24 protein-coding genes are annotated in these 23,039 nt (G+C 35.6%); 7 read left to right on the top strand and 17 right to left on the bottom strand.

The window, feature by feature from the left end; genetic code table 11:
• Nucleotides 1-31 precede the first annotated feature (31 nt).
• Together AC4BC5_RS04845 and AC4BC5_RS04850 are read left to right on the top strand one after the other, a co-directional pair.
• On the top strand, nucleotides 32-1,741 hold the full coding sequence (locus tag AC4BC5_RS04845) for an ABC transporter substrate-binding protein (RefSeq protein ID WP_490497047.1): 1,710 nt from the start codon (nucleotides 32-34) through the stop codon (nucleotides 1,739-1,741).
• A 75-nt stretch (nucleotides 1,742-1,816) separates the two neighbouring features.
• A complete protein-coding gene (locus AC4BC5_RS04850; RefSeq protein WP_490497048.1) occupies nucleotides 1,817-2,725 on the top strand; it encodes a zinc ribbon domain-containing protein in 909 nt (302 codons plus the stop codon).
• A gap of 223 nt (nucleotides 2,726-2,948) precedes the next feature.
• Here the strand turns inward: AC4BC5_RS04850 and rlmH are convergent, their stop codons facing one another.
• Nucleotides 2,949-3,428: a 23S rRNA (pseudouridine(1915)-N(3))-methyltransferase RlmH gene (gene rlmH, locus AC4BC5_RS04855; protein WP_490497049.1), complete on the bottom strand. Its 480-nt coding sequence runs from the start codon at nucleotides 3,426-3,428 to the stop codon at nucleotides 2,949-2,951.
• Nucleotides 3,429-3,716: 288 nt separating this feature from the next.
• Here rlmH and AC4BC5_RS04860 point away from each other — a divergent pair, with 288 nt between their 5' ends.
• Nucleotides 3,717-5,006: a S1C family serine protease gene (locus AC4BC5_RS04860; RefSeq protein ID WP_490497050.1), complete on the top strand. Its 1,290-nt coding sequence runs from the start codon at nucleotides 3,717-3,719 to the stop codon at nucleotides 5,004-5,006.
• A gap of 93 nt (nucleotides 5,007-5,099) precedes the next feature.
• On the opposite strand, the gene ytpR is transcribed toward AC4BC5_RS04860, so the two are convergent.
• From ytpR to pepA, 4 genes are all read right to left on the bottom strand, one after another.
• Entirely contained in the window at nucleotides 5,100-5,711 is a 612-nt protein-coding gene (gene ytpR, locus AC4BC5_RS04865) for a YtpR family tRNA-binding protein (RefSeq protein WP_490497051.1), read from the bottom strand.
• Between the two features lie 462 nt (nucleotides 5,712-6,173).
• Nucleotides 6,174-6,635 (bottom strand): universal stress protein, encoded by a 462-nt coding sequence (locus AC4BC5_RS04870; protein ID WP_490497052.1) that lies wholly within the window; start codon nucleotides 6,633-6,635, stop codon nucleotides 6,174-6,176.
• A gap of 24 nt (nucleotides 6,636-6,659) precedes the next feature.
• Entirely contained in the window at nucleotides 6,660-6,971 is a 312-nt protein-coding gene (locus tag AC4BC5_RS04875) for a thioredoxin family protein (RefSeq protein ID WP_490497053.1), read from the bottom strand.
• Nucleotides 6,972-7,068: 97 nt separating this feature from the next.
• Nucleotides 7,069-8,145 carry a glutamyl aminopeptidase gene (gene pepA / locus AC4BC5_RS04880; RefSeq protein ID WP_490497501.1) on the bottom strand — a complete coding sequence of 359 codons (1,077 nt, stop codon included), beginning with the start codon at nucleotides 8,143-8,145 and terminating at the stop codon, nucleotides 7,069-7,071.
• A 129-nt stretch (nucleotides 8,146-8,274) separates the two neighbouring features.
• Between pepA and AC4BC5_RS04885 the strand changes: the two genes are divergently transcribed.
• Nucleotides 8,275-8,613 (top strand): hypothetical protein, encoded by a 339-nt coding sequence (locus AC4BC5_RS04885; RefSeq protein ID WP_490497054.1) that lies wholly within the window; start codon nucleotides 8,275-8,277, stop codon nucleotides 8,611-8,613.
• A gap of 18 nt (nucleotides 8,614-8,631) precedes the next feature.
• A complete protein-coding gene (locus tag AC4BC5_RS04890; RefSeq protein WP_490497055.1) occupies nucleotides 8,632-9,012 on the top strand; it encodes a PH domain-containing protein in 381 nt (126 codons plus the stop codon).
• 111 nt (nucleotides 9,013-9,123) lie between these two features.
• On the opposite strand, the gene pepV is transcribed toward AC4BC5_RS04890, so the two are convergent.
• Complete coding sequence (gene pepV / locus AC4BC5_RS04895; RefSeq protein WP_490497056.1) at nucleotides 9,124-10,536, bottom strand: dipeptidase PepV; 1,413 nt, start codon at nucleotides 10,534-10,536, stop codon at nucleotides 9,124-9,126.
• A gap of 131 nt (nucleotides 10,537-10,667) precedes the next feature.
• Here pepV and AC4BC5_RS04900 point away from each other — a divergent pair, with 131 nt between their 5' ends.
• Together AC4BC5_RS04900 and AC4BC5_RS04905 are read left to right on the top strand one after the other, a co-directional pair.
• Nucleotides 10,668-11,492 (top strand): NAD(P)H-hydrate dehydratase, encoded by an 825-nt coding sequence (locus AC4BC5_RS04900; protein ID WP_490497057.1) that lies wholly within the window; start codon nucleotides 10,668-10,670, stop codon nucleotides 11,490-11,492.
• Nucleotides 11,493-11,555: 63 nt separating this feature from the next.
• On the top strand, nucleotides 11,556-13,685 hold the full coding sequence (locus tag AC4BC5_RS04905; RefSeq protein WP_490497058.1) for a HelD family protein: 2,130 nt from the start codon (nucleotides 11,556-11,558) through the stop codon (nucleotides 13,683-13,685).
• 80 nt (nucleotides 13,686-13,765) lie between these two features.
• On the opposite strand, the gene AC4BC5_RS04910 is transcribed toward AC4BC5_RS04905, so the two are convergent.
• From AC4BC5_RS04910 to AC4BC5_RS04960, 11 genes are all read right to left on the bottom strand, one after another.
• Entirely contained in the window at nucleotides 13,766-14,950 is a 1,185-nt protein-coding gene (locus AC4BC5_RS04910; RefSeq protein WP_490497059.1) for an acetate/propionate family kinase, read from the bottom strand.
• A 62-nt stretch (nucleotides 14,951-15,012) separates the two neighbouring features.
• Nucleotides 15,013-16,023, bottom strand: a complete 1,011-nt coding sequence (locus AC4BC5_RS04915) for a class I SAM-dependent methyltransferase (protein WP_490497060.1) — start codon at nucleotides 16,021-16,023, stop codon at nucleotides 15,013-15,015.
• Between the two features lie 185 nt (nucleotides 16,024-16,208).
• Nucleotides 16,209-16,628, bottom strand: coding sequence for a competence type IV pilus minor pilin ComGG (gene comGG, locus AC4BC5_RS04920; RefSeq protein WP_490497061.1), 420 nt, complete (start codon nucleotides 16,626-16,628; stop codon nucleotides 16,209-16,211).
• On the bottom strand, nucleotides 16,609-17,070 hold the full coding sequence (comGF, locus tag AC4BC5_RS04925; RefSeq protein ID WP_490497062.1) for a competence type IV pilus minor pilin ComGF: 462 nt from the start codon (nucleotides 17,068-17,070) through the stop codon (nucleotides 16,609-16,611). Before comGF ends, comGG begins: the two co-directional genes overlap by 20 nt.
• Nucleotides 17,027-17,293, bottom strand: coding sequence for a hypothetical protein (locus AC4BC5_RS04930; protein ID WP_490497063.1), 267 nt, complete (start codon nucleotides 17,291-17,293; stop codon nucleotides 17,027-17,029). Before AC4BC5_RS04930 ends, comGF begins: the two co-directional genes overlap by 44 nt.
• 16 nt (nucleotides 17,294-17,309) lie before the next feature.
• Nucleotides 17,310-17,750, bottom strand: a complete 441-nt coding sequence (gene comGD / locus AC4BC5_RS04935; RefSeq protein ID WP_490497064.1) for a competence type IV pilus minor pilin ComGD — start codon at nucleotides 17,748-17,750, stop codon at nucleotides 17,310-17,312.
• 4 nt (nucleotides 17,751-17,754) lie between these two features.
• Nucleotides 17,755-18,021 (bottom strand): competence type IV pilus major pilin ComGC, encoded by a 267-nt coding sequence (gene comGC / locus AC4BC5_RS04940; RefSeq protein WP_490497065.1) that lies wholly within the window; start codon nucleotides 18,019-18,021, stop codon nucleotides 17,755-17,757.
• On the bottom strand, nucleotides 18,018-19,022 hold the full coding sequence (comGB, locus tag AC4BC5_RS04945) for a competence type IV pilus assembly protein ComGB (RefSeq protein ID WP_490497066.1): 1,005 nt from the start codon (nucleotides 19,020-19,022) through the stop codon (nucleotides 18,018-18,020). Before comGB ends, comGC begins: the two co-directional genes overlap by 4 nt.
• Nucleotides 19,012-19,938, bottom strand: a complete 927-nt coding sequence (gene comGA / locus AC4BC5_RS04950; RefSeq protein WP_490497502.1) for a competence type IV pilus ATPase ComGA — start codon at nucleotides 19,936-19,938, stop codon at nucleotides 19,012-19,014. The genes comGB and comGA overlap by 11 nt, the downstream gene beginning before the upstream one ends.
• Before the next feature lie 73 nt (nucleotides 19,939-20,011).
• Complete coding sequence (locus AC4BC5_RS04955; protein ID WP_490497067.1) at nucleotides 20,012-21,853, bottom strand: acyltransferase family protein; 1,842 nt, start codon at nucleotides 21,851-21,853, stop codon at nucleotides 20,012-20,014.
• Nucleotides 21,854-22,049: 196 nt separating this feature from the next.
• Nucleotides 22,050-22,925 carry a YitT family protein gene (locus AC4BC5_RS04960; RefSeq protein WP_490497068.1) on the bottom strand — a complete coding sequence of 292 codons (876 nt, stop codon included), beginning with the start codon at nucleotides 22,923-22,925 and terminating at the stop codon, nucleotides 22,050-22,052.
• Between the last annotated feature and the right edge of the window lie 114 nt (nucleotides 22,926-23,039).

Raw genomic sequence — 23,039 nt, forward strand, 5'->3', positions numbered from 1 at the left:
ATGTCCCCTTTTAGCTAACAGGAGGTCTCCTATGAATCAAATTTATTTACAATTACGCGCAATTTTCCAAACAGATGAACCCAGGTATTTTAAACTGCAACAACTAAGTGAACAGTGGTTCTGTACCCCTAAACAAACCCGACGGCGCTTGATTATGTTGCAAGACCAAGGTTATATTCACTACATTCCCGGTAAAGGACGTGGCAATCCCTCAAAGATACTCTTTAACAATTCTCTAAAAGATGACTTAGATCAATTACTGCAGCAATTATTAGCCACGAATGACATTTCAGGAATTTTAAATTTACTAGATCTTGGCTTTCCTATTCACTTTTTTGATCGTTACTATGAAAAAATTCAAACGTTATTGGGTCTACAAGAAAATACAAGCGCACAAATCAAATTACCTGTCATTATTCATCGCCCCTTAACCACCATCGATCCAATTAAGGTGGCTGTTTATCGCGAATCTTTTATTTTAAAGCAACTAGGAGACACCCTAGTTACAATCAAGGAACGTGAATTGATGCCTGCTATCGCCCACCACTGGGTCATTGAAAATAATGCCTGTACATGGCGTTTTTTTATACGAAAAGGCGTGAAGTTTCATCACGGTAAAACATTAACTAGTCAAGATGTCGCTTTTACAATCACTCGTTGTATGCAAAAAGGAGCGAATACATTTACACAGCTGAAAAATATCCAACGTATCGAGTTAGTCTCTGATTACGAAATCCTTTTTCACCTCAAATACGCTGAACCTTTTTTTGGTCATCTGTTAGCAAGTCATAGTTGTATCATTTTACCGGAAGATATTCCATTTGATGAAAAGAAGTTCATTTCATGTGGACCATTTAAATTAAATGACTACAGTCACACGACCTTTTCTTTAAAAGCATTTGATTATTATTATGGCTTTCGTGCATTAATTGATGAGATTGAATTTTTTATTAATCCCACTGACTCTTCTAAATTAACTGATTATGAACATGTTCAAACCAATAATATTGGTGTTGAATTTCTCATTTTTAATCAACAGCGCTCGCCGATTGTTAAGGATCCTTATTTTCGTGAAGCCGTCTATCATTTATTAGACAGCCAACAGTTACTAAAGGATTTAGGCCATGATTTAGGGAGTCTTGCAAGTCGGTATTTTTCTAAAGAATCAACGAGCCTGCATAAATCAATGACCAAAGCGAAAGCGGCCTTAAAGAAATCGGCTTACACAGGCGAGTGCCTACATCTTGGGTACCTCCCTATGTTCCAAAATGCCGTTCGCCAATCGGAGTGGCTCCAAAAAAGGGCCGTAACCATCGGGCTTTCCTTTAAGCGAATACCATTTACATTTAATCAAGAATTTTTTACTTCTCATATGGAAGAAACGATGGACATGGTGATGATTGGTGATATTCCAATGGCAGATGAAGAACTTTCTTTCCTTGATTTTTGTACTAACGAAACTCTTTTGTTGCAACGTTTTTTAGCTACAGAAAAGCAAAATGAACTACAGGAGAAAATGACTTCTTTCAAATTTGAAGGAAATACAGAAAAAAGATGGCACTTATATCAAGAAATTGACCGTTGGCTTGTTGACAACTACTTTTTGATTTATACCATCCATCCACATAAACAAGCACTTATTCATACAATGCTGCATAATATTCCTAGAGATACTGCTGGGTACTATGATTTTAAAAATGTCTGGGAAACACCCAATAAGAAGACATCATTCAACTATTAGCTATTTCGTCTCAGTAAATCGACTAGTTATGGTAGGATATAAGTAACAATTAAATAGGTATGGGAGAGGTTTATATTGAAAATTTGTCAGAATTGTCATGTTGAAAATGATAAAAATGCACAGTTTTGTCATGCTTGTGGGGAAAAATTATCAGAGGAAACTAAGATGTCACGAATGAGGGTTTCTAGTAAAAATCAGCGAAAAAATACTTCGTTGATCGTGATTGTTGTTTTATTACTAGCTGTCCTTGGAATGGGATTATTTTTATTAGTCAATGTCTTTCAAACAAATACACCCGAAATAGCGGCAGCTCCTACAAAGAACACTACTACAAGCAGTGTTTCTACAGCATCTACTAGTCCTGATGAAAAACTAAGTCAGTATGATGAAATAATTGCTGAAGCAAAAAAGTTAACTGTTGATGAAAAATATAAAGAATCTGAACTCAAACTTGCTTCAATTCCAGTAAGTGCACTAGCAAATCCCGAATTTTCATCGATTAAAGAAGCTGTCGAAAAATTATCAGCCTCTAATAACGAAAATATTCAAAACAAAAATAAGCAAACAAGTCCACAAGAAAGTCCACAAGCATCAAACTCAAGCTCAGGCTTCACAGGTGATTTAGCAAAGTGGGCTAACACCTATATGTTCTATTATTCATTGCCCTCACAAAAACAAAGTCGCTTAACTATCTCTGCGAATGGTAGTGTGACTCAAAGTAATTATGATGGCACACAATATTTTGGGACAGCTACGATTGAATCTGCTACTGAAAATATACTAAGCTATACTACCGATGAGCTGTATCCAATGGATTTACCAGCAAGAAAAGAAATCACATCAAACATAAAAATTACCATTGAATGGGACAATCAAGGGGGAACACAAGTCCTTTACGGCTATCTTTCTTATTCTTCTAGACTTGCTTTAACTGATGGTATTACCAAAAACTCAGGTATGAATGAAGTTTGGATTACCTATTAATTCATTTCGTGCAGTTGAAGACGACACTTTGCTGATTTTAGTCAGAAAGTGTCGTCTTTTAAACGAACCCATAAATAGACTTACCATCAGATTAATCCTACATGACGGAGCCTGTCACCGTAATCGACTAGAGACATCTACTACTCAAATGGTAGAAAAATTTATGAAATACAGCTATGTAAAATTTGACCTACTTTAAACGTTGCGCATTAGATTTTCTATATTATTTATGATACGGTCCGCCTGTATTAATTCGAAAAGCCCGATAAATTTGTTCTACTAGAATTAGTTTCATTAATTGATGTGGATAGGTCATTTTGCCAAATGAGATTTGGGCATTGCTCCGTTTCATTACCGATTCACTTAACCCTAGTGATCCACCAATCACAAAAACGAGTTGGCTTTTCCCGCGAATTCCTAGCTGATCAATTTGCTTAGCAAAGTCTTCGCTACTTGGATTCTTTCCTTCAATGGCTAATGCATAGACGTATTCTTGCTCTTTAATTTTTGCTAAAATTCGCTGCCCTTCCTTTTCCTTCACTTGAATCATCTCTGCCTCACTTAAATTTTCAGGTGCTTTTTCATCAGGAACCTCAACTAATTGAAGTTTGGCATATGCTCCTAGGCGTTTTACATATTCATTAATTCCTTGAACAAGATATTTTTCTTTTAATTTTCCGACAGTAATGATTTTAATATTCATATTGACGCTCCCTCTAATTACTTATTATTCATTATACATGCAAAACAAATTTGCTTCTATACTTAGTTTTCCCACATAGTTATCCACACTTTTCACAGGTTTATCCACAGAGTTATCCACAGAACTGAATCTCGTATAGTTATTCATTAGCTTTAATTACTATTTTTCATCTTTTTGAACATTTTTATACGTATCTTTTTCATAATTTGTTCAAAGTCTAGCAGTAGACTATATTCAGAAATTAATATTATACTAATTATAAGAAAACTAAATAGGAGGTAGATTCTCATGGCTCGAAAAAATGTTACACCTAACAGAACAAGTAACGGTGTATTAAAAAAATTTGGTATTGGTTTACTTGGAGGAGTACTGGGCGGTATGTTAAGTGTCGGTGGTTTTTACTATGCAACTGGGGCTAACGATGCTGCTTCTGCCAACGAACCTCTTACTAGCGAAAGTACGAAAGATTCTACTAACGATACGAAAGTAACTAATGTCAAAGTCGATGTAAATAGCGACGTTACTTCAGCAGTTGAAAAAGTTCAAAATGCCGTTGTTTCTATTATTAATTTACAAGCAACTGCTTCTCAAAATCAATGGACAAATCCTTTTGAAACTCAGGAAGAAAATAGTGCTGAATTACAACCAGTTGGTGAAGGTAGTGGTGTTATCTATAAAAAAGATGGTAAAGATGCCTATATCGTGACCAACAATCACGTGGTAGACGGACAAGAAGGCTTAGAAGTCGTGCTAACAGACGGGACAAAAGTAAAAGCTGAATTAATCGGATCCGATGCTTACACTGATTTGGCCGTTTTAAAAATTTCTTCGGATAAAATTGATACGGTTGCGACCTTTGGCGATTCTGACTCATTAAAAGTTGGCGAACCAGCAATCGCAATTGGTTCTCCATTAGGTTCTGATTATGCGAACTCTGTAACGCAAGGAATTATTTCTTCGCTAAATCGCTTGGTGACAAATACCAACGAATCTGGACAAGCAATTAGTATCAATGCCATTCAAACAGATGCAGCAATCAATCCAGGAAACTCTGGCGGTCCACTCATTAATGTTGCTGGTCAAGTAATTGGCATTAACTCAAGTAAGATTGCCAGTTCTTCTGGTTCTGGTGTAAGTGTTGAAGGGATGGGCTTTGCAATTCCAAGTAATGACGTTACTCATATTATTAACCAACTAGAATCCAAAGGTGAAGTTACCCGTCCAGCTCTAGGTATTTCAATGGTTGACTTAAGTAGTATCTCTACGCAACAACAAGAACAAATCCTAAAAGTTCCTTCTTCGGTTGTTAATGGTGTTGTTATTTCTGCGGTTGGTAATGCAACCCCTGCAGAAAAAGCTGGTATCCAACAATACGATGTCATTACTAAAATTGATGGTAAAGAGATTAGCAGTGGAACAGAATTACGCTCTGCACTTTACAGCAAATCAGTCGGCGATACAATTGAAGTAACATTCTATCGTGAGGATAAAGAGCAAACGGTTAAAGTAGAATTATCAGTGGATCAATCTATCATCAACAATCAAAATCAAACACAAAACCAACAACCACAAAACTAAAGAGAGCGTGGTTGCACTAGCAATACATGAAAAACTATCCGAACAAAAGCGGTATAACCAATAGCCGCTCTTGTTCGGATAGTTTCTTGTTGCTTATTTACCTACTTTAAAAGCTTCCCCAATGACAGCATCGCTACCTAATTCTAAAATTCCACGTTTCATTGGTGCATTGGGTAAATGCAATTCTTTTGCTGAACAAATCATTCCATGACTTTCAACGCCACGTAGTTCACCTGGCCAAATCAACATTCCATCAGGCATCATAGCACCTGGTTTGGCAACAACAACTTTTAGACCTTTACGGATATTTGGTGCGCCACACACGATTTGTAGTGTTTGTCCATTATCAACTTCAATTTCTGTAATCGATAAGTGATCGCTGTCTTCATGCGCTTCACATGATTTTACAAAACCTACAACAAACTTCGGTTCATGGTCTGGTGTTAGTTGTTCTGTAAAACCAGCTTCACGCATCAATTCATTTAATTGTGCTACTTGTTCATCAGAAAGTGTCACTTGACCTGTCCCATCAATTGTCATCACTTCTGAAATAGCAAAAAAGTTCCAACCTATTACACGACCGTCTTCTGTTTGAATACGTGCTACGTTTCCTTGACGTTCAACAGTCTGTTCTAAGTTTTTATCATTTTCTGTAATCACTAATAATGTATCACTAACATATTTCGGGTTGTAAGCAAAAATCACAATGTTTCCTCCTAAAATTCATTTCGACAACTATCTTAACAAATTTTACGTTCAGAAACACTATTCATGGCATTTTTTTTATAAAAAAAGTGTTCTTTTAAAAATCATTCTCTAGACGGAGTAAAAAAACTTAAAACATGCTATACTTACTTCACAAAGAAAGCGTTTTCTTTTATCTAAAAAAGGAGAGGATTATTATGAAAAACAAAGGCTCATTCTGGCAAAACGTATTTAGTTTCTTATCAATAGATATCGTTGTTCGAGGGATTGTTGCAATTGTTGCAATTATTCTCCTGTTCTGGTTCTTAACACGTTAATCCAAGGATCTGTGATATAAGGAAGAAATAAGACGGAAATATCAAAAAAAATAGCATGAGTTATGCCAAACAATTTTCTATTGTTCGGATATTTTACTGCCAATCAACTTATGTCACAGTCCCATTTTACAAAAAAGAAGACTGATTACTCAGCCTTCTCTTTTGTTGGTGTCACAACTAAGACATCACAAGGCGCTTCACGAATGACATAACTCGCCACACTTCCTACCATCAAGCGTTCTACTGCATTTAATCCAGATTGCCCTACCATGACTAAATCTACCCCATATTTTTTTGGCAAATCACGAGCCAAAGCTGTTTTTGGTGAACCAAAAACAACCACACCTTCTACATTATGAAAAGAAACGGAGGCGGCATATTCTTTTGCTTCTTCAAGCATTCCTTTTGCTTCTTCTTCTTCTTTTTCTAAAACGGATTCACTTAATGGTGCATACCCCATCGTTGTTGGTAATTGAGGTTCGATAATTGCTGCAACAACTACTTTCCCCTCATTTCTACGAGCAACTTCAACTGCTTTTTCAAATGCTTCTTTTGCTTGTTCTGAACCATCAATCCCTACTAAAACTGTTTGATAGTTTTGTTCCATTGTGCTCACCCTTTCAGCTTTATATTAAAGATTACGAAGAAATGTTTCGATCTCTTCTTTTGTCTTACGCTCTTTATTGACTAGTCTTCCTAACTCTTTACCATCTTGAATAACAACAAAACTTGGAATGCCAAAAATATTCCATTCAGAAGCAACATCAATATATTCATCACGATTTACTTCTATAAATTGATAATCTGGAAAATCTGCTTCAATTTCAGGCATTGCTGGTTTAATAAAACGACAATCGCCACACCAATCTGCGGTGAAGAAAAATACGTTTTTTCCTTGCTCTACATAACCCGCAAGTTCTTCTAAATTTTTAGGAATAATCATTCACTCGCCCACTTTCTCATTTATTAACTTCAGTATACTCTTTTTAATCCATGAAAAAAAGCTATCCAAACTAGTTTCGTTTGAATAGCTTTGATAATTATTGACCTTCAATAATCGTATTGATTGTACTTTGATCTAACCCACGTAATGTTTGAATCAACATTTCTTTTGCTGCATCATAGTCAGCAATACTAAACATTGTTTGATGTGTATGAATATAGCGACCAACAACACCAATTACTGTACTTGGAATCCCTTCGTTTGCAGTATGAGCTGCGCCCGCATCGGTTCCACCTTTTGAAACGAAATATTGGTAAGGAATATTGTGTGTTTCAGCAGTATCCAATAAATATTCTTTCAAGCGTGGCAACATAATTAAACCTGGGTCATAAATACGCATTAATGTTCCTTCACCTAAATGTCCAAACGTGCCATTTTTAGTCACCGTATCGTCTGCTGCAGAACAATCTACGGCAAAAAACAAATCTGGTTTAAATTTAGTCACAGATGGTTTTGAACCACGTAGACCAACTTCTTCTTGCACATTGGCACCAGCAATGAGTGTATGACCAAGTTTTTCATCTTTAAGTGCTTCTAAAGCTTCTAAAACAACTGTACAGCCATAGCGATTATCCCATGCTTTGGAAATAATATTCTTGCCATTTGCTGTTTTAATTGTTTCGACTTGCGGAACAATCGTATCACCTAAACGTACACCATAATTAGTAGCTTCTTCTCTTGACTCAAATCCTGCATCAAATAAAATATCCGTAACTTCTAAGGACTTTTGACCAGCTGTTCCACGTAATAAATGTGGTGGGATTGAAGAAGAAATACAAGGATAATCACCTTTAGCTGTTTTCAAGGTAAATCGTTGTGCCGAAACAACGTATGGATTCCAGCCCCCTAATGGTGTTACTTTAAACAATCCTCGATCAGTAATTTGCGTAATTATAAAACCGACTTCATCCATATGAGCTGCAACCATCACACGAGGCGCATCTGCATTTTCATGATGGCGAATACCAAAAATACCACCTAAACCATCTTGTTGGATTTCATCAACAAGTGGTGTCATCTCATTTCTCATGTACGCTCGAATTTCATGTTCGAAACCGCTTGTTCCTTGCATCTCTGTTAGCTCTTTGATTCGTTGAAATGTTTTTTCTTGCATTTTTTTGTTTGACATTTGTCAAACCTAGCCTCCTTTATCATTAAAACTACCTATTCAGTATAACGCAAAACCAATAATATGGTAAAATAAACAGTAATTAGATTAGATTTTAAGAAAAGAGGACATAGTATGGCAACAAATCAATCATTCAATTATTTTAAAAATGGCTTAACAATTGGAGCAACTATTGGATTGGCAAGCGGGATTGCCGCAACGATCTGGGTGAAAAATCGAAAAGAATTGTCTGCTGACGATGTCTTAAATCAAGTAAAACGCGCTTTTTTATTGGAGGGTCCAATTGAAGGTTCTTGGATTAATTTTGAAAAACAACCTCTCCGTAAATTTGCTGTTCACTCAACTGCCTACAACGGGGGCATTACCCGCATGGAAGATGGTGAGTTGGCTGTTTATCAATTTTTAGCAGATACTAAAACTGGAACTGTTTTAGACATTACACGTTCAATCTAAAGAAAAGAGGAATGAATCATGGGTTTATTTGATGGATTAATGGGAAATGCAACTGAAGCCAATCACCAAGAGATTACCAAGAAATTAGCTGATGTTTTAATCCCCGACGAACAAGTCGATTTAGCTTTTAAACTAGTCCGTGACTTGGTCGTTTTTACTGACTATCGTTTAATTATTGTTGATAAACAAGGTATGACAGGTAAAAAAGTTACGTATAAATCAATTCCTTATAAGAGTATTTCACGTTTTAGCGTCGAAACATCTGGTCATTTCGATTTAGATGCTGAATTAAAAATTTGGATTTCCAGTAGTATCGAACCAACTGAAACACTACAGTTTAGAAAAGACAAAAATATTACTCAAATTCAAAAAGCACTTGCTACTGCTGTCTTAAAATAAGTAAGAAACTAGACAAAAAGAGCAATCAAACAACGCATGAAATCTGTTTTTTAAACATTGATTTCATGCGTTGTTTGATTTTACGAGACTTTTTGCCCCGTCTCTTTAGTTTTATTTCGCCAAACGGTAAATGGCATCTGCATAGATTACTGCCGCGCGGAATAAATCGTCCAGTTCCATAAATTCATTAGCTTGGTGCATCGTATCTGTATAACCAGGGAACATTGCGCCATAAGCAACACCACGTTCTAATAAACGTCCGTAAGTACCCCCGCCAATAATTTGTTCAAACCCTTTTTCACCCGTGTGTTCTTCGTAAACCGCTAATAATGTTTGTACCAACGGATCATCTTGAGGAACATAGTGTGGCGGCATATGATGCGGTTCAGCTGAAAAAGTTGCACCTAGTGTGCCAATCGTTTCTTGTAAACCTGCCTCAATTTTTTCTAATGTTGTTCCTTGAGGATAACGGAAATTCAAATTAATGAATGCTTGATCTTTATCTGCTGAAAAATCAAATAAGCCAGCGTTCATTGTTAATTTACCCATTTTTGCGTCTTCGTAAGCAACGTGTAAGTTTTCGCCGTACACATCTTTATGAATATATTCTGCGATAGCTTGGATAAAGTTTTTAGCTTCACCTGCAAAATCATAGTCATTTAAGAACACTGCTAAAAATGTTGCCGCATTAATTCCAATTTGTGGACTAGCGCCATGTGCCCCTTTACCAACTAGATCAAAAGTGACTGTTAAACCATCGATTGCACTTGTCCCGTTTACTGGATTTGCTTCAAGATAAGTAGTAAAAGCTGTTGCAAGTTCAGCTGCTTTTTCTGCATCAGGAGCAGTAACAACTGCCTTAGCTGTTCCAGGCACCATATTTGCACGTAAACCAGAAACAAAACTTTCTAACGTATAGCTGCCTTTATTACCACTTGGCAAATGAACAGCCACAGATACATTACCTTTTTCTCCATTAATAATTGGAAACTCTGCATCAGGTGAGAAACCAAAATCTGGCTTTTCTTCATGTTCAAAATAATAATCCATATCTGCCCAGCCGCTTTCTTCATCAGAACCGACTACAAAACGGATTTTTTTTGATAATGGTAAGCCTAATTCTTTAATGATTTTCATGCCATAATAAGCTGCCATGCTTGGCCCTTTATCATCAGAAGAACCACGAGCGTAGATTTTATTTTCTTTAATCACTGGCTCATATGGATTAGTATCCCAACCATCCCCAGCTGGTACAACATCCATATGACCAAAAATACCTAATGTTTCATCGCCTTCGCCAAATTCAATATGTCCAGCGTAGTTATCGACATTTTTGACGATAAAACCATCGCGTTCACCATAAGCTAACATGTGTAACAACGCATCACGAGGTCCTGGTCCAAATGGAGCGTCTGGCGTTACTTTATCGTCTTCACGTTCACTTTTTACTTTCAATAAGTCGATTAAATCTTGCAACAAATCATCTTTGCGTGCATCGACTTCTTTTTGCCAATCAATTGTCATTTGATTCCCTCCAATTCTATTCTCGTGTTCCATGATACCACTTCTAACATCGAAAGTGAAAAAGTTTTGCGCTGAGACTCTTTTTTGAAAAAAAGTTATAATAAGTTAAGTATAAAAAAGGACTGAAATGTATGAAAAAGCTAACAGAAGAATGTCTTGCAGTCATTCAACCTCGCCCAAAAATCTCTCACAAAGGAACATTTGGCCGAGTCGTTTTAATTGGTGGCAATGCCCAATATGGTGGAGCAATTATAATGAGCGCCGAAGCTTGTGTACGCGCTGGTGCTGGTTTAGTGACTGTTATTACCCATTCTAAGAACCACGCCCCTCTACACGCTCGTCTACCAGAAGTAATGGTCGTTGATTGGCAAGATGAAGAAATAATTGCTGATGTTTTTGCCACAGCCGATGTTTGTTTAATTGGTCCAGGATTAGGGTTAGAAGGTCGTAGTAAAGAATTGCTGACCTTTGCTCTTGAAAACCAAGACAAGCAATGGCTGGTAATTGATGGTTCAGCAATCACCTTATTTGCTGAGTCTAATGTATTCTTACCCGTACCTAAACAAACAATTTTTACGCCACATCAGATGGAGTGGCAGCGACTAAGTCACATTCCAATTGCTGAACAAACTCCGTTCATCAATCAACGCAGCCAACAAGAATTACAAGCAACTATCGTCTTAAAAAGTCATCGGACAGAAATTTATCATCACACAGGTATTTGGCAAAATCCATTAGGAAATCCTGGGATGGCGACAGGTGGAACTGGCGATACTTTAGCCGGAATCATTGCTGGTTTTTTAGCTCAATTTCCTAAAAATATTACCACAATTCATGCTGCAGTTTATTTACACAGCTATATCGGTGATCAATTAGCCAAAGAGCGCTATGTCGTTCTACCAACTGAAATTAGTGCTGCTTTACCTTTTTGGATGAATTTTTTCGCAAATGCTTGAAAAATGATCTGTTATCCCCTATAATTCTTGTTCTGTTAACTTTTTGACAAAAGGAGAATGTGTATGGTCAACACTGAATTTCAAAAAGAAAAAAATTATTTGTCACAAGTCTATCAACAACTACTGCAAACAGAACAAGCCCTTCAAAAGCTTGTTCAAACAGCCAAAGAAGATGGTTTAACTTCTTTACGAGAAATGGGCAGAGATATCAGTCTCAATTTTGATAGTGTCCTTGATAACTTGGATACTTTCTCAATGCTCGAGATGAAAAATCGTGAAATCGATCAAATGAATATCCGAATTCAATCGAGCGAGCGCACGTTACAGCAAGTTCAACAGCTATTGAAAAGCCCTTATTTTGGTAAAATAAAGCTGACTTTTTCAGATGAAAAAGTACCGGATACATTTTATTTTGGTCGCTATAATTTTACTAATGAAGCCGGTGAAACCTTGATTTTTGATTGGCGTTCACCCATTGCCGAAACGTATTACAACAATATGCTGGGGCTTTCTTATTATGAAGCTAACCAGCAACAAATCCCCGTCACTATTCTTGATCGTCGTCAGTTTTTGATTGAAAAAAAACACTTACTCCAATATTTTGATACATCTGTTGCGATTCAAGACGATATTTTACTCGAAGCACTTAAACAAGATGCTACTCACCAAATGCAAGACATCACTGCCACAATTCAAACTGAACAAAATAAAATCATTCGTGACACCCAACATGCTATTGTCTTAGTCAACGGTGTCGCTGGTAGCGGTAAAACCTCGACAATTATGCAGCGTATTGCTTATTTGTTATATTCCTTCCGTAAACAAATGACTGCTGATAACTGTTTGATTTTATCCCCTAACCATCGCTTTATTGATTATATTTCGAATGTATTGCCTTCATTAGGTGAACGTACACCACTTAATTTAACAATTACACAATTTTTACAACAATTTCTCACATTACCACTTGAAGATGAAACAAGCTATTTTGAACGCATTAGTCATAGGACAGTCGATGAACAAACATCGCATTTGCGCAGTATTGCTTTTTTAACTTTTCTAAAAAAAGCAAACTACTCACCCGAAGACTTTTTCAAAGACATTGATTACAAAAAATACATTCTGATTAGCCGTGAAAAAATCAAACATATCTATCAATCTACACCTGCACAAGCAACTATCCAAGAGCGAATTCAAGCAACCAAAAAACGTTTGCTTAGTGATTGGGAACGTCATTTATTACACCAAGCAAAATCAGTTCGAATTCAAGATCAGTTACTCGCTTTATCAGAAGCGCAACAATTGCACTATTTTGGGGAACTGATTATCGATGATTCCGAACATCAACTTTTTCACTATGCACAAATTTTATTAAGAAAAAAATACCACCGTGTCCGAAAACAAATCGAAAAAATGCACTGGATTGATACCCTGGCAATGTTTCAATCTTTAGTACAAGCATATACTAAAACAAAAATAGACTTCTCTCCTAGCATCAATGTAGATGAAGCGGTTGGACTAGTTTTAATGAAGCATTGGTTTCTTGAAAAAATTGAAACAAGCCAAATGCAATATGTTTTTATTGATGAAGTACAAGATTATACACCAGCACAGTTCGTTCTATTAAATGAACTTTTTCCTAAAGCACGTTTTACTATGGTGGGTGATGAAAATCAAGCTATTTTCAATTCAACTAGTTCTTTTGACGAAATCGCCCAACAATTTGCTCATCGGCAGTCAGTTGTAACTTATCCTTTACTTTATAGTTACCGTTCAACGGGTGCAATCACTCAGTTATTCAATCAACTAACTACCCAAGAAATCACCATTATTCCGGTTCGTCCTTTAGGAAAAGCAACACAATATCTAGCTATTGATACAATTTCTGATTTGAATAGCTTACTAACAAAGATTGCTCAAGAAAATCAAACAACTGCCCTCACGCTATTAACTAAAACGTCACAACAAGCCACTCAATTAAAAGAAAAATTAACTTTATCTGAAATTGATATCACCGTTTTACCAATTAGTTTGGCTAAAGGTTTAGAATTTGATCATGTTGTACTTTACGATGTATCTGCTGAAACGTATCATACAAAACAAGATAGACGTATTTTATATACAGCTCTTTCTCGAGCGATGCAGACAGTCACTTTACTGTATACTCATCAACTAACATATTTCTTGAAATAAAAAAGCATAAAAAAAAACCAATTAATGCGGGCTCTAATTTCCAGCGCCTCATTAATTGGTTCTTTTTATTGTATTAAGTTTTAGCCACGCAATGCTTCAACATCGCGAGCGATAACTAGTTCTTCATCTGTTGGAATCAATAATACTTTTACTTTTGATTCTGGTGTTGAAATTTCTAATTCTTTTCCACGAGTAGCATTTTTCTCAGGATCTAATTCACAACCAAACCAAGTCATACCATTAATAATATTAGCACGAGCGTTTGCATCATTTTCCCCAATACCAGCAGTAAAGACAATGGCATCTACACCGTTCATTACAGTTACATAAGAACCAATATATTTGCGGATACGATCAGCAAAGATGTCTAAAGCTACTTGAACTTCTTCTTTATCTAAATTCGCTTCTAAGTCACGCATATCACTAGAAATTCCAGTTAAACCTTGTAAACCAGACTTTTTATTTAAAATATTCAACATTTCTTTAATGTCAATATTTAACTTGTCCATTAAGAATGGCAAAACAGCTGGGTCTAAATCACCAGAACGAGTACCCATTGTTACTCCAGCTAAAGGTGTAAAGCCCATTGATGTATCTACTGATTTCCCGCCATCTACAGCAGTGATTGATGCACCATTTCCTAAGTGGCAAGTAATAATTTTTAATTCTTCAATTGGACGACCTAGCATTTCAGCTGCACGATTCGCAACATATTGATGACTTGTTCCATGTGCACCATACTTACGTACACCATATTCTTCATAAAACTCTTTTGGCAAACTGTATAAATAATTTGCTTTTGGCATTGTTGAATGAAATGCTGTATCAAATACTGCAACACTAACGATATCTGGTAGTAGATTTTTGAACGCTTTAATCCCCATTAAATTTGCTGGATTGTGTAGCGGAGCGAAGTCAGCTAATTTTTCAATTTTTTCCATAACTTCTTCATCAACGATAACTGATTTATCGAAATAGCTACCACCTTGAACCACACGGTGACCTACACCTGTAATTTCATCGTAAGTTGCTAAGATATTTAATTCAATTAGTTGATCCAATAACATTTTTACAGCTACTTCATGATCAGGAATATCAATAACTTGTTCGAATTTTTGATCTTCTCCGTATTTAATTGTAAAGATAGAATCATTCAAACCAATACGTTCAACAATTCCTTTCGCTACTACTGTTTCTTCTGGCATTTGATATAATTGCCATTTTAAGCTTGAACTTCCTGCATTAATTGCAATTGTTTTAGACATCTTATATTCTCCCTCATTCTTATTATTTTAAATCCTCGAAAATACTTTTCAAGGCTCATACACTAATTCAAATCGTTGCTTTTTTTCCAGGTAATAAACTCTTGAAAGAACGCTGTTACATATTTTGGTTCTTTTAAAGAAGTTAATTTTGCCAACAAGACTTCTGGTACTTGTTTGCTATCAGAACCTTTACGTTGTAAAATCAGAATACTTTTACGAGACCCTTCATTTTTAAATAATTCATCAGGCAGTTGAATAATTCCTTGCAGATAGACTTTGCTACCTAACCATTGTTTCAAAGAATCACTTTGCTCAGTTTCCAAGAAATTAGATGGCACTAAAAACAAACCAAATCCGCCTTCTTTAACGTAATTCATACTTTGTTCCATCAATAAATGATGAGCAAACGTGTGACCACTTTCTGAAGCAGTAGCAAACTCTTGCGCTTTTTCGTCAATTGGATAGTAACCAACTGGCAAATCACCGACAGCAACATCAGCCGGATCTACTAAAAGGCTTTGTAACCCATCTTGATGGAATAATTGCGTATCAGCATTCAACCATTGACTATTTGCTGCCGCAATACCTAACAAGGTCTCATCATTATCGACACCAACGCCTGAAGCTTGATACTTGGCCAATTTTAAGTTACTGATAATGGTTAATAATAAATTTCCCATTCCAACAGATAAATCTAACACGGTTAATGGTTGATCTTTTTTTGCTAATTGTTCAATTAAGAAAACAAATAAAAAGCCAATACTATCAGGTGTTAATTGATGGTTTGGCTGTAAGGGTTCTGTTTGCGCCCCTTTAAGTAGTAACAGCTGAGAAAGCTTACGAATTTCTTCTTGTTCTAACGAAATTGCTTTTAGTTTACGATAGATTTCATTTACTTTTTCAGTCGTTTCTGCATCTGGAACGCCATCAATCACACGCACTTGGTATTGATCAACGATATTTTCCACATGTTCTACATAGGCATCCAAATATGAGGACTTCAATGCAGTTTGCAACAATTGAATGGCTTCAAGATGCAAGTGGAAGCTTTCTTCAATTTTTTCTGGAAACATGGTGCACCTCATTTCAAGCTCTAAACTATAACAACTATTATACCTGTTTAATTTTATCCGATTTAGGTTAAATAATCAACAGCTTCCGCTTGTAATCCTTTATTTCCTTATGTATTTGTGTTTTTACAAACAATCCCAAATGATAAAGGAAAGGCTTTCACGGAACTTCCTCTCCTTTATCTGTACTATTTCAGACTTTCATCTGTTATTTCTTTACTCCTTTTTTGCGCTTCTTCTCCTTGCAATTCTGTATTATTGTCAGTGCTTTCTGTATTGTTTTCTTTCAAATTTTCTTGATACGTTTGGTGATATTTACCTGCATAAGCCGTTACCACTAGATAATTTTTTTGTACTGAATAACTAATTTTACCCGTATTGTAATAAATTTCCCCCTCCATTTTTTCTTCTACAGATGCCTGATCATACTCTTGCAGAAATAGCTCTGTCATGATTCGCATTTCATAATAGCGCCGAGTCCGTGTCGAAAACTCCAACGCATTTCGATAATTGCCAATCAGAAACACCAGCATTGCACTTAGCAAACCAATGGTAAAAATTGCTGTAATTAAAATGCCTCCTTGATGCTTAAAACGTCCATTTACCATCTCGTTTTTCTCCATTATTAAAAGTGATTTCAAAAGTCACACTATAGGGATGTTGTATAAAATTTACGGTTTCGACTGACGTTAAAATAGGCTCATAGCCACCGTCATCACGAATAACAATTTCTTGATTTTTAGCATTGTATTCAATGCGACATTCATAGAATTTATTTTCAACCGTTCTTGGTTTATTAAAAAACAATTTGCTTCCTTGAACTCTTACAAAGTTTCCTTCTGATAATTTCTGTTCAAATTGTAGTAAAAACACGTGCCATTCTTGTTCATGACGACCAAAGACTAAATCGTTCATCTGTTTGCTTTGAATAATTATTTGTGGAACCACTAATAGACAAAGACTAAAGACCAAAAGAGCAATCAGACATTCCAATAATGTAAATCCTTTATACTTCACGAACAACACGCCACGAATGATTAGTTGATTCAATAGTTGCTGCTTGAGTTGTAATCGTAATTGTCTGATTGTTTTGCTGCACGATATACGGTGTCGTGACTGTCATTTGACGATATTGTGCGATTTCTTCATATAGTGTACGTAACATCGCTAAATCTTGATATGCTTGTTGACTTTTTTTCACTAATTGAAGCTGACAACCTTGATAATATAAAATACCAATAGTCAAAATACTAATTGCCACTAATGACTCCAATAAGATGAAACCTTCTCTAAAGCGTAGTAATAACTTTGTTGTAGTGCCCTTTGCCAAACAAGAAAACATATACAACTTTTTGCTTTTTTGCTTGCCATACGAATTGGATTTGCCGTTGCTGTCCCACATTTCCCGATCCTCCTGCAAATGAAATTTTTTTACTTAATTTACTAGCCACTAATGTATCTGGTACAGTTAACGTTTCTAACCAATCGCCAGTCGTTAATTGAAATGCTAATTGTGTACTATCTGGTTGGAGTATATCTGTATTTTTCTTTGAAATAATCGCTACTTGCTGACTTGTTAGGATACTTTTTTCTAAACGATCAAAAAAATAAAGTGTCTCTAACGTCTTAGTCGTTTCTTTAATCATTAGCGTAGGGAGAAAAACAAATATCGAAACAATCAGCAAAACCAATAAGGATTCTATTAAAGTAAAGCCTGTATATTTTCTCATATTCTTAGGGTTGAGCCGCTCGATAAATCTTTAACTGTTCGGCTGGAATTTCTTGGTTCATATCTTCTTCAGTCATTTTTCGGTTATTTTCTAGTTCAAATAAATCTATTTGAGTTTCGACTGATTTGACAACAGCTGAATCACCTTGCTTCTTAACTGTCTCTCTACCTTGCATCAGATTAGGAATAAATAACATCACTAAAATGCTTATTATAAGTAAAACAATCATCATTTCGATTAAAGTAAAAGCTTCATACAATTGCTTTTTCATGTCATCATACCTCCTATATTTCCATAAATTGGTAAAAACATTGCCATATAAATCGCTAAAATCAAAATCGCCACAAATAAAAAAACTACTGGCTGAATCCATTGAATATATTTTTCAATTTGTACAATAAATTTATTTAACAATAGTTGACTGTAAACAAATAATTCTTCTCCTAATTTCCCTTTCACCTCTCCTTGATAAATAATCAAAGGAAATTCCTTTGTTAAAAAAGAATAGTCTTCTAATTGTGTCGCTAAACTTTGTCCAATAATTAATCCTTTGTGCACTTCTTTAGCAACAGCAGTCAATAACGTTTCTTGTTCCATTTTCATCATATAATCCAAAATTTGATGTGCTTCCATCCCTTGTCTAAATAACCGTCCCCATTCTAAAGCAAAATAGCTAGTCTGATAAAAAATATATAATGTCCCAAAAAAAGGCAACTTCGCAAGAAAGCAAGCTTTCTCTAAAATACTATGACGTTTAAAGTACATATTAATCACTATCCCTAAAATACCAAGCAAGAGTACAAATCCTAATAAAATAATAGGACTATCTTTTAAAAAGATTATCCCTAAATGATTCGTATCAATGATGCCTGACTGAAGCAATGATGGTAATAAAAACAAGCGCATTCCTACTAATAGAGACACAATAAATGTTACTAATAAAACCGGATATGTCGCCACTTTACGTAATTCTTTTTGTTGTTTTTCAAATAATTTTATATGCTGTAGCATCAAATTTAATGTCTGATTTAACTCGCCATGGGTTTCTGCTAATTGGATCTGGATTGTCTGCTGTTTAGAAAATCCTATCTTTAGAAAACAGCGTGCACAAGAATCTCCCTGTATCAGTCCAGATATAAATTGATTTAGTTTTTCTTCGGGGAATTGCCCACTACGTTTCATCACAAGTAAACTTTCTTGCAGTGAAAAACCATTGTCCAACAAAGCAACAAGTAGTTCTAAAAACTGCTTACGGAAAATTTCATTTTTCACAGATTTCCCCCTGTAGTTGTAATTGTCTGTACCGTGTTTGAAAGCTTTCTTTGAGTTGTTTATCAAAAAAGAACTCATACCCTAGCAATGCTTGCGTTTCATTTGTCGCATTGAGGAATAACTGTTGATAGAACACCCCATTTAAGCAATGTTTTAATTCTGTATCTGTTCCTACTAAATCTATTAAGCGACTTTTCGTTTCGTGTAGACCTTTGGCATGAACAGTCGCTAAAACAGTATGACCCGTTAATGCTGCTCGAATAGCTGCCAAGGCCGTTACACGATCACGAATTTCACCGATTATTAATAAATCTGGCCGGTGACGCAAAGCTAATTTAATTAACTGATCATACGTTTGTCCAATTTTTTCATTAGTCTGTAGTTGTAAGAAAGCTTCCTCTTCAATTTCAACAGGATCTTCAATCGTAATCACTTGCCCTGTACTTTGTTTAGCCAATTCATACATCATCGTTGTTTTTCCCGAGCCTGTGGGTCCACTAAATAAATACAAGCCGACTTTCCGCTGAACATATTCTTGAATGATAGATAGATCTTCTGGATAAAAATAGCGTATTTTTTGTTGCACCGTATGCAAAAAACGAATGACCATGCTCTCTTGTCCGCGATAATCACCAACAGAGGATAAACGTAAACGTTGCTTAGTTTCTGGTAGAAGATACGTGATTGCCCCAAGCTGTGCTTTACGTCGCTCACCAACATCCATTTCACCTAAATACTTAAAACGAGCAATCAATTGTTGGATAGTTGCCAAGGGTAATTGTCGATACAACTCAGTAGTCATGCTTTGCCTGAACCGTAATTGGCCCATCTCTCCTATCGAATAAATATATAGATCTTGCATCTGATGCTTGATTCCGTATCCAATCAATTCATCAGACAATTTCTGAATATCCACTCCATCGCCTCCTTTCATTTCTAACATACGAAAAAACTCCCTTAAACTTTTTCGTCTAAGGGAGTTTTTTATTTTAGTTTAAGATTGCTTTGGCGATTAAAGAGACATAGGCAGTTAACCCGTTTTCGTCTGGATGGACCGAATCTTCTCGGAACCATTCTTCATGATTCACACTTTCACTGTACCAATCAATCAAAGTGATATTATCGTATTTTTCAGCCATCCGATTAAATAAATCATTGACTTCATTTTGCCAACGTTGTGTTGGTACATGCACATTCACAAGGTATACCTGACGATCACCAATCGTTTCCATAATACCGTCAAATTGTGCTTCTGTAGCTGTTCCATTTGTTCCTAAAGCTAATATAACTTTGTCTTTTAATAAGTCTTGTTCACGTAAGCTTTTTAATAGTTCAGCTGCTTGATATAACTGGCGACCAACATCAGCATCAACAATTGCTTGCGGAAAGACTTGTTGTAAATCAATGGTTGCTCCTAGCATCACCGAATCACCAAAAGCCGTCACTTCTGTATTGTAGGCTTTTTCTAATTGTTCTTTGGTTAAACCATAAGTTGCCATAATTTCTTCAGCATCTTCGCCTAGTTCGACTTTGTTTTGCTGATCTTTTGTTTTATCAGCAGCCTCTTTGTTTTTAGCAATGTCTTCTTGGAATTTTTCTTGCGCAGCATCTACTTGATTACTTGGTGCAGTTGTAATTCCGACAAGTGCAATAACGGTAACTAAAGCACAAACAATGCCTGTAATTTTTCTAGCATTTTTCCATGGTAAAGCTAACCATTCTTTCACTTTAATCCTTAATTTACGGAAATTAAAGTAACGCATCGGTTTTTCAACCAATTGGTAGGATAATTCACTGATAAATAGAATTAAGAATAATTCAATGACAACATGCATCCAACTATGATTAGCAATATTTTTTATTTTCGCTTCATAAAAAATCATGACAGGAAATTGATATAGATAGATTCCATAGCTTCTTTTACCAAGATAAGTAAAAAAGCGATTCGTTAACAATCGGTTCAAACTCGCTCCAGGATGTGCCGTAACAGCTACTAAAACTGCTGCAACAAGACTGATTAAATACATACCACCGTAATATACAAAGGTCTGTTGTGCCCCTAAATAAATAAACGAAAGAACTAAAATGATTAATGAGAAGATCCCTGCAGCATTTAACACACGTTTGGCTTGCGAAGGAATTTTACTTTTTAATTGCATACTAGGCCAAATAAATGCCAAAGCACTTCCTACCCAAACAGAAAAAATACGCGTATCTGTTCCATAATATACTCGAGTTGGATCCACTCCTGGTGTATATAAAATACCCATTAATATTGCAGATAGTACTGTTCCCACAGAAAGGATCATAAATATTTTGTTTTTACGTTTCACAAATTTTACCAACAAGACAAAAACAATGGGCCAAACTAAATAATGCTGTCCTTCTAACGCTAACGACCATAAATGGGTAAAAGGCGACTCCCCACCAAATCGATCAAAGTAAGACATCCCATGCTTAATTTGCCACCAGTTATTCACATAGAGTAAACTGCTAGTCACAACGCCCCTTAAATTATTTAATAAATTCCTCTGAAATAACGTAATGTATGCAGAAGAAGTAATTAAAAGGACAAGCATCGCCGGATACAATCGTTTGATTCGCCGGATATAAAAATCTTTAATTTTAATTTTACCATTTTGTTGCCATTCTTGACGCAACAGATCCGTAATCAAATAACCTGAAATAACAAAAAATACTGGTACACCTAAATACCCTCCTTGCATACTTGTAGGGACTAGATGATAAAATATAACACTGATTACAGCTAAACTTCGAATGCCGTCAAATCCAGTGATATAGCGACTCTTTTTGATTCGTTTTTTCTCCATGTGTTTACCTTCTCTATTCATTTCTCTACCTTTCATCATGCCATAGAAATGACAAAAAATCACCAGAGAAAACATAAAAAAAAGAAATTTTTTTCATTTTATTTCTCTTGTTCAAAAATTCTAACAATCTCAAATTCACACAATCATTTAATACAAAAACAGCATCTGATCACTCATCAAATACTGTTATCCGTTTCTATAATTCTTCTTCATAAAAGCGTCCAAGAATTTGTACATTGTCAGCAATACTCACAAAAGCTTTTTCATCCGCTTCACGCATTGCTTGACGTAAGATGGGTAATTCAAAGCGAGTGACGACAGTTAATAAAACGGTTTGTTTATCATGACGAAAAGCCCCTTCTGCTTCGTGAATAATCGTAATCCCACGACGTAAACTATCTTGAATCGAATGGATGACTTGATCTGGATGCTGTGTAATAATCGTCACTTGCATTTTCTTTTGTTTCGTATAGACTGCATCGGTTACTTTACCACTTACGAAGATGGCCAAAGCACTGTACAACGCATATTGCCAACCAAATAACATTCCAGCTGCCAGCAAAATAAAGAAATTAAAAATAATCGAAATTGAACCGATAGTCTTTCCAGTTTTTTTGCGTATTGCAATACTTATAAAATCTAAACCACCTGAAGACAAACCATTTTTTAATGCATAACCAATCCCAGCACCCATAACTGCTCCACCAAAAATTGCACAAATAATTGGATCAGTTGTTAACACCTCAGTGGGCATAATTTGCATAAAAAGTGATGTCAATACGACAGTAATACCAGTAAAAATAGTAAATTTATGACCTATTTTAAACCAGCCGATTAAAAATAGAGGAACATTTAACAATAACAATGCTAATGAAACAGGCAAATGAATATCAAACCAGGCTTCAGATAAGGTCGATAATATTTGGGCAATACCGGTCAATCCACTTGAATAAATTTTTCCTGACTCATAAAAAATATTAACTGCTACAGAAGCTAAAATAGCATATACAATAGAAAAAGAAAATTTCATCGCATAGTCTGGATGCGGTAGAAATTTAAATAGGCGGCTCATGATGGTTCCTCACTTTATATTTAGATACGTTTCATTACTATTATAGGCAGTTTTAGTCTAAAAAGAAATTAAAAACCCAAAAAAAGTTATTTCATTAAACTTTTTTTGGGTTTT

It is taken from the genome of Enterococcus sp. AMC2644 (genome assembly GCF_058216475.1).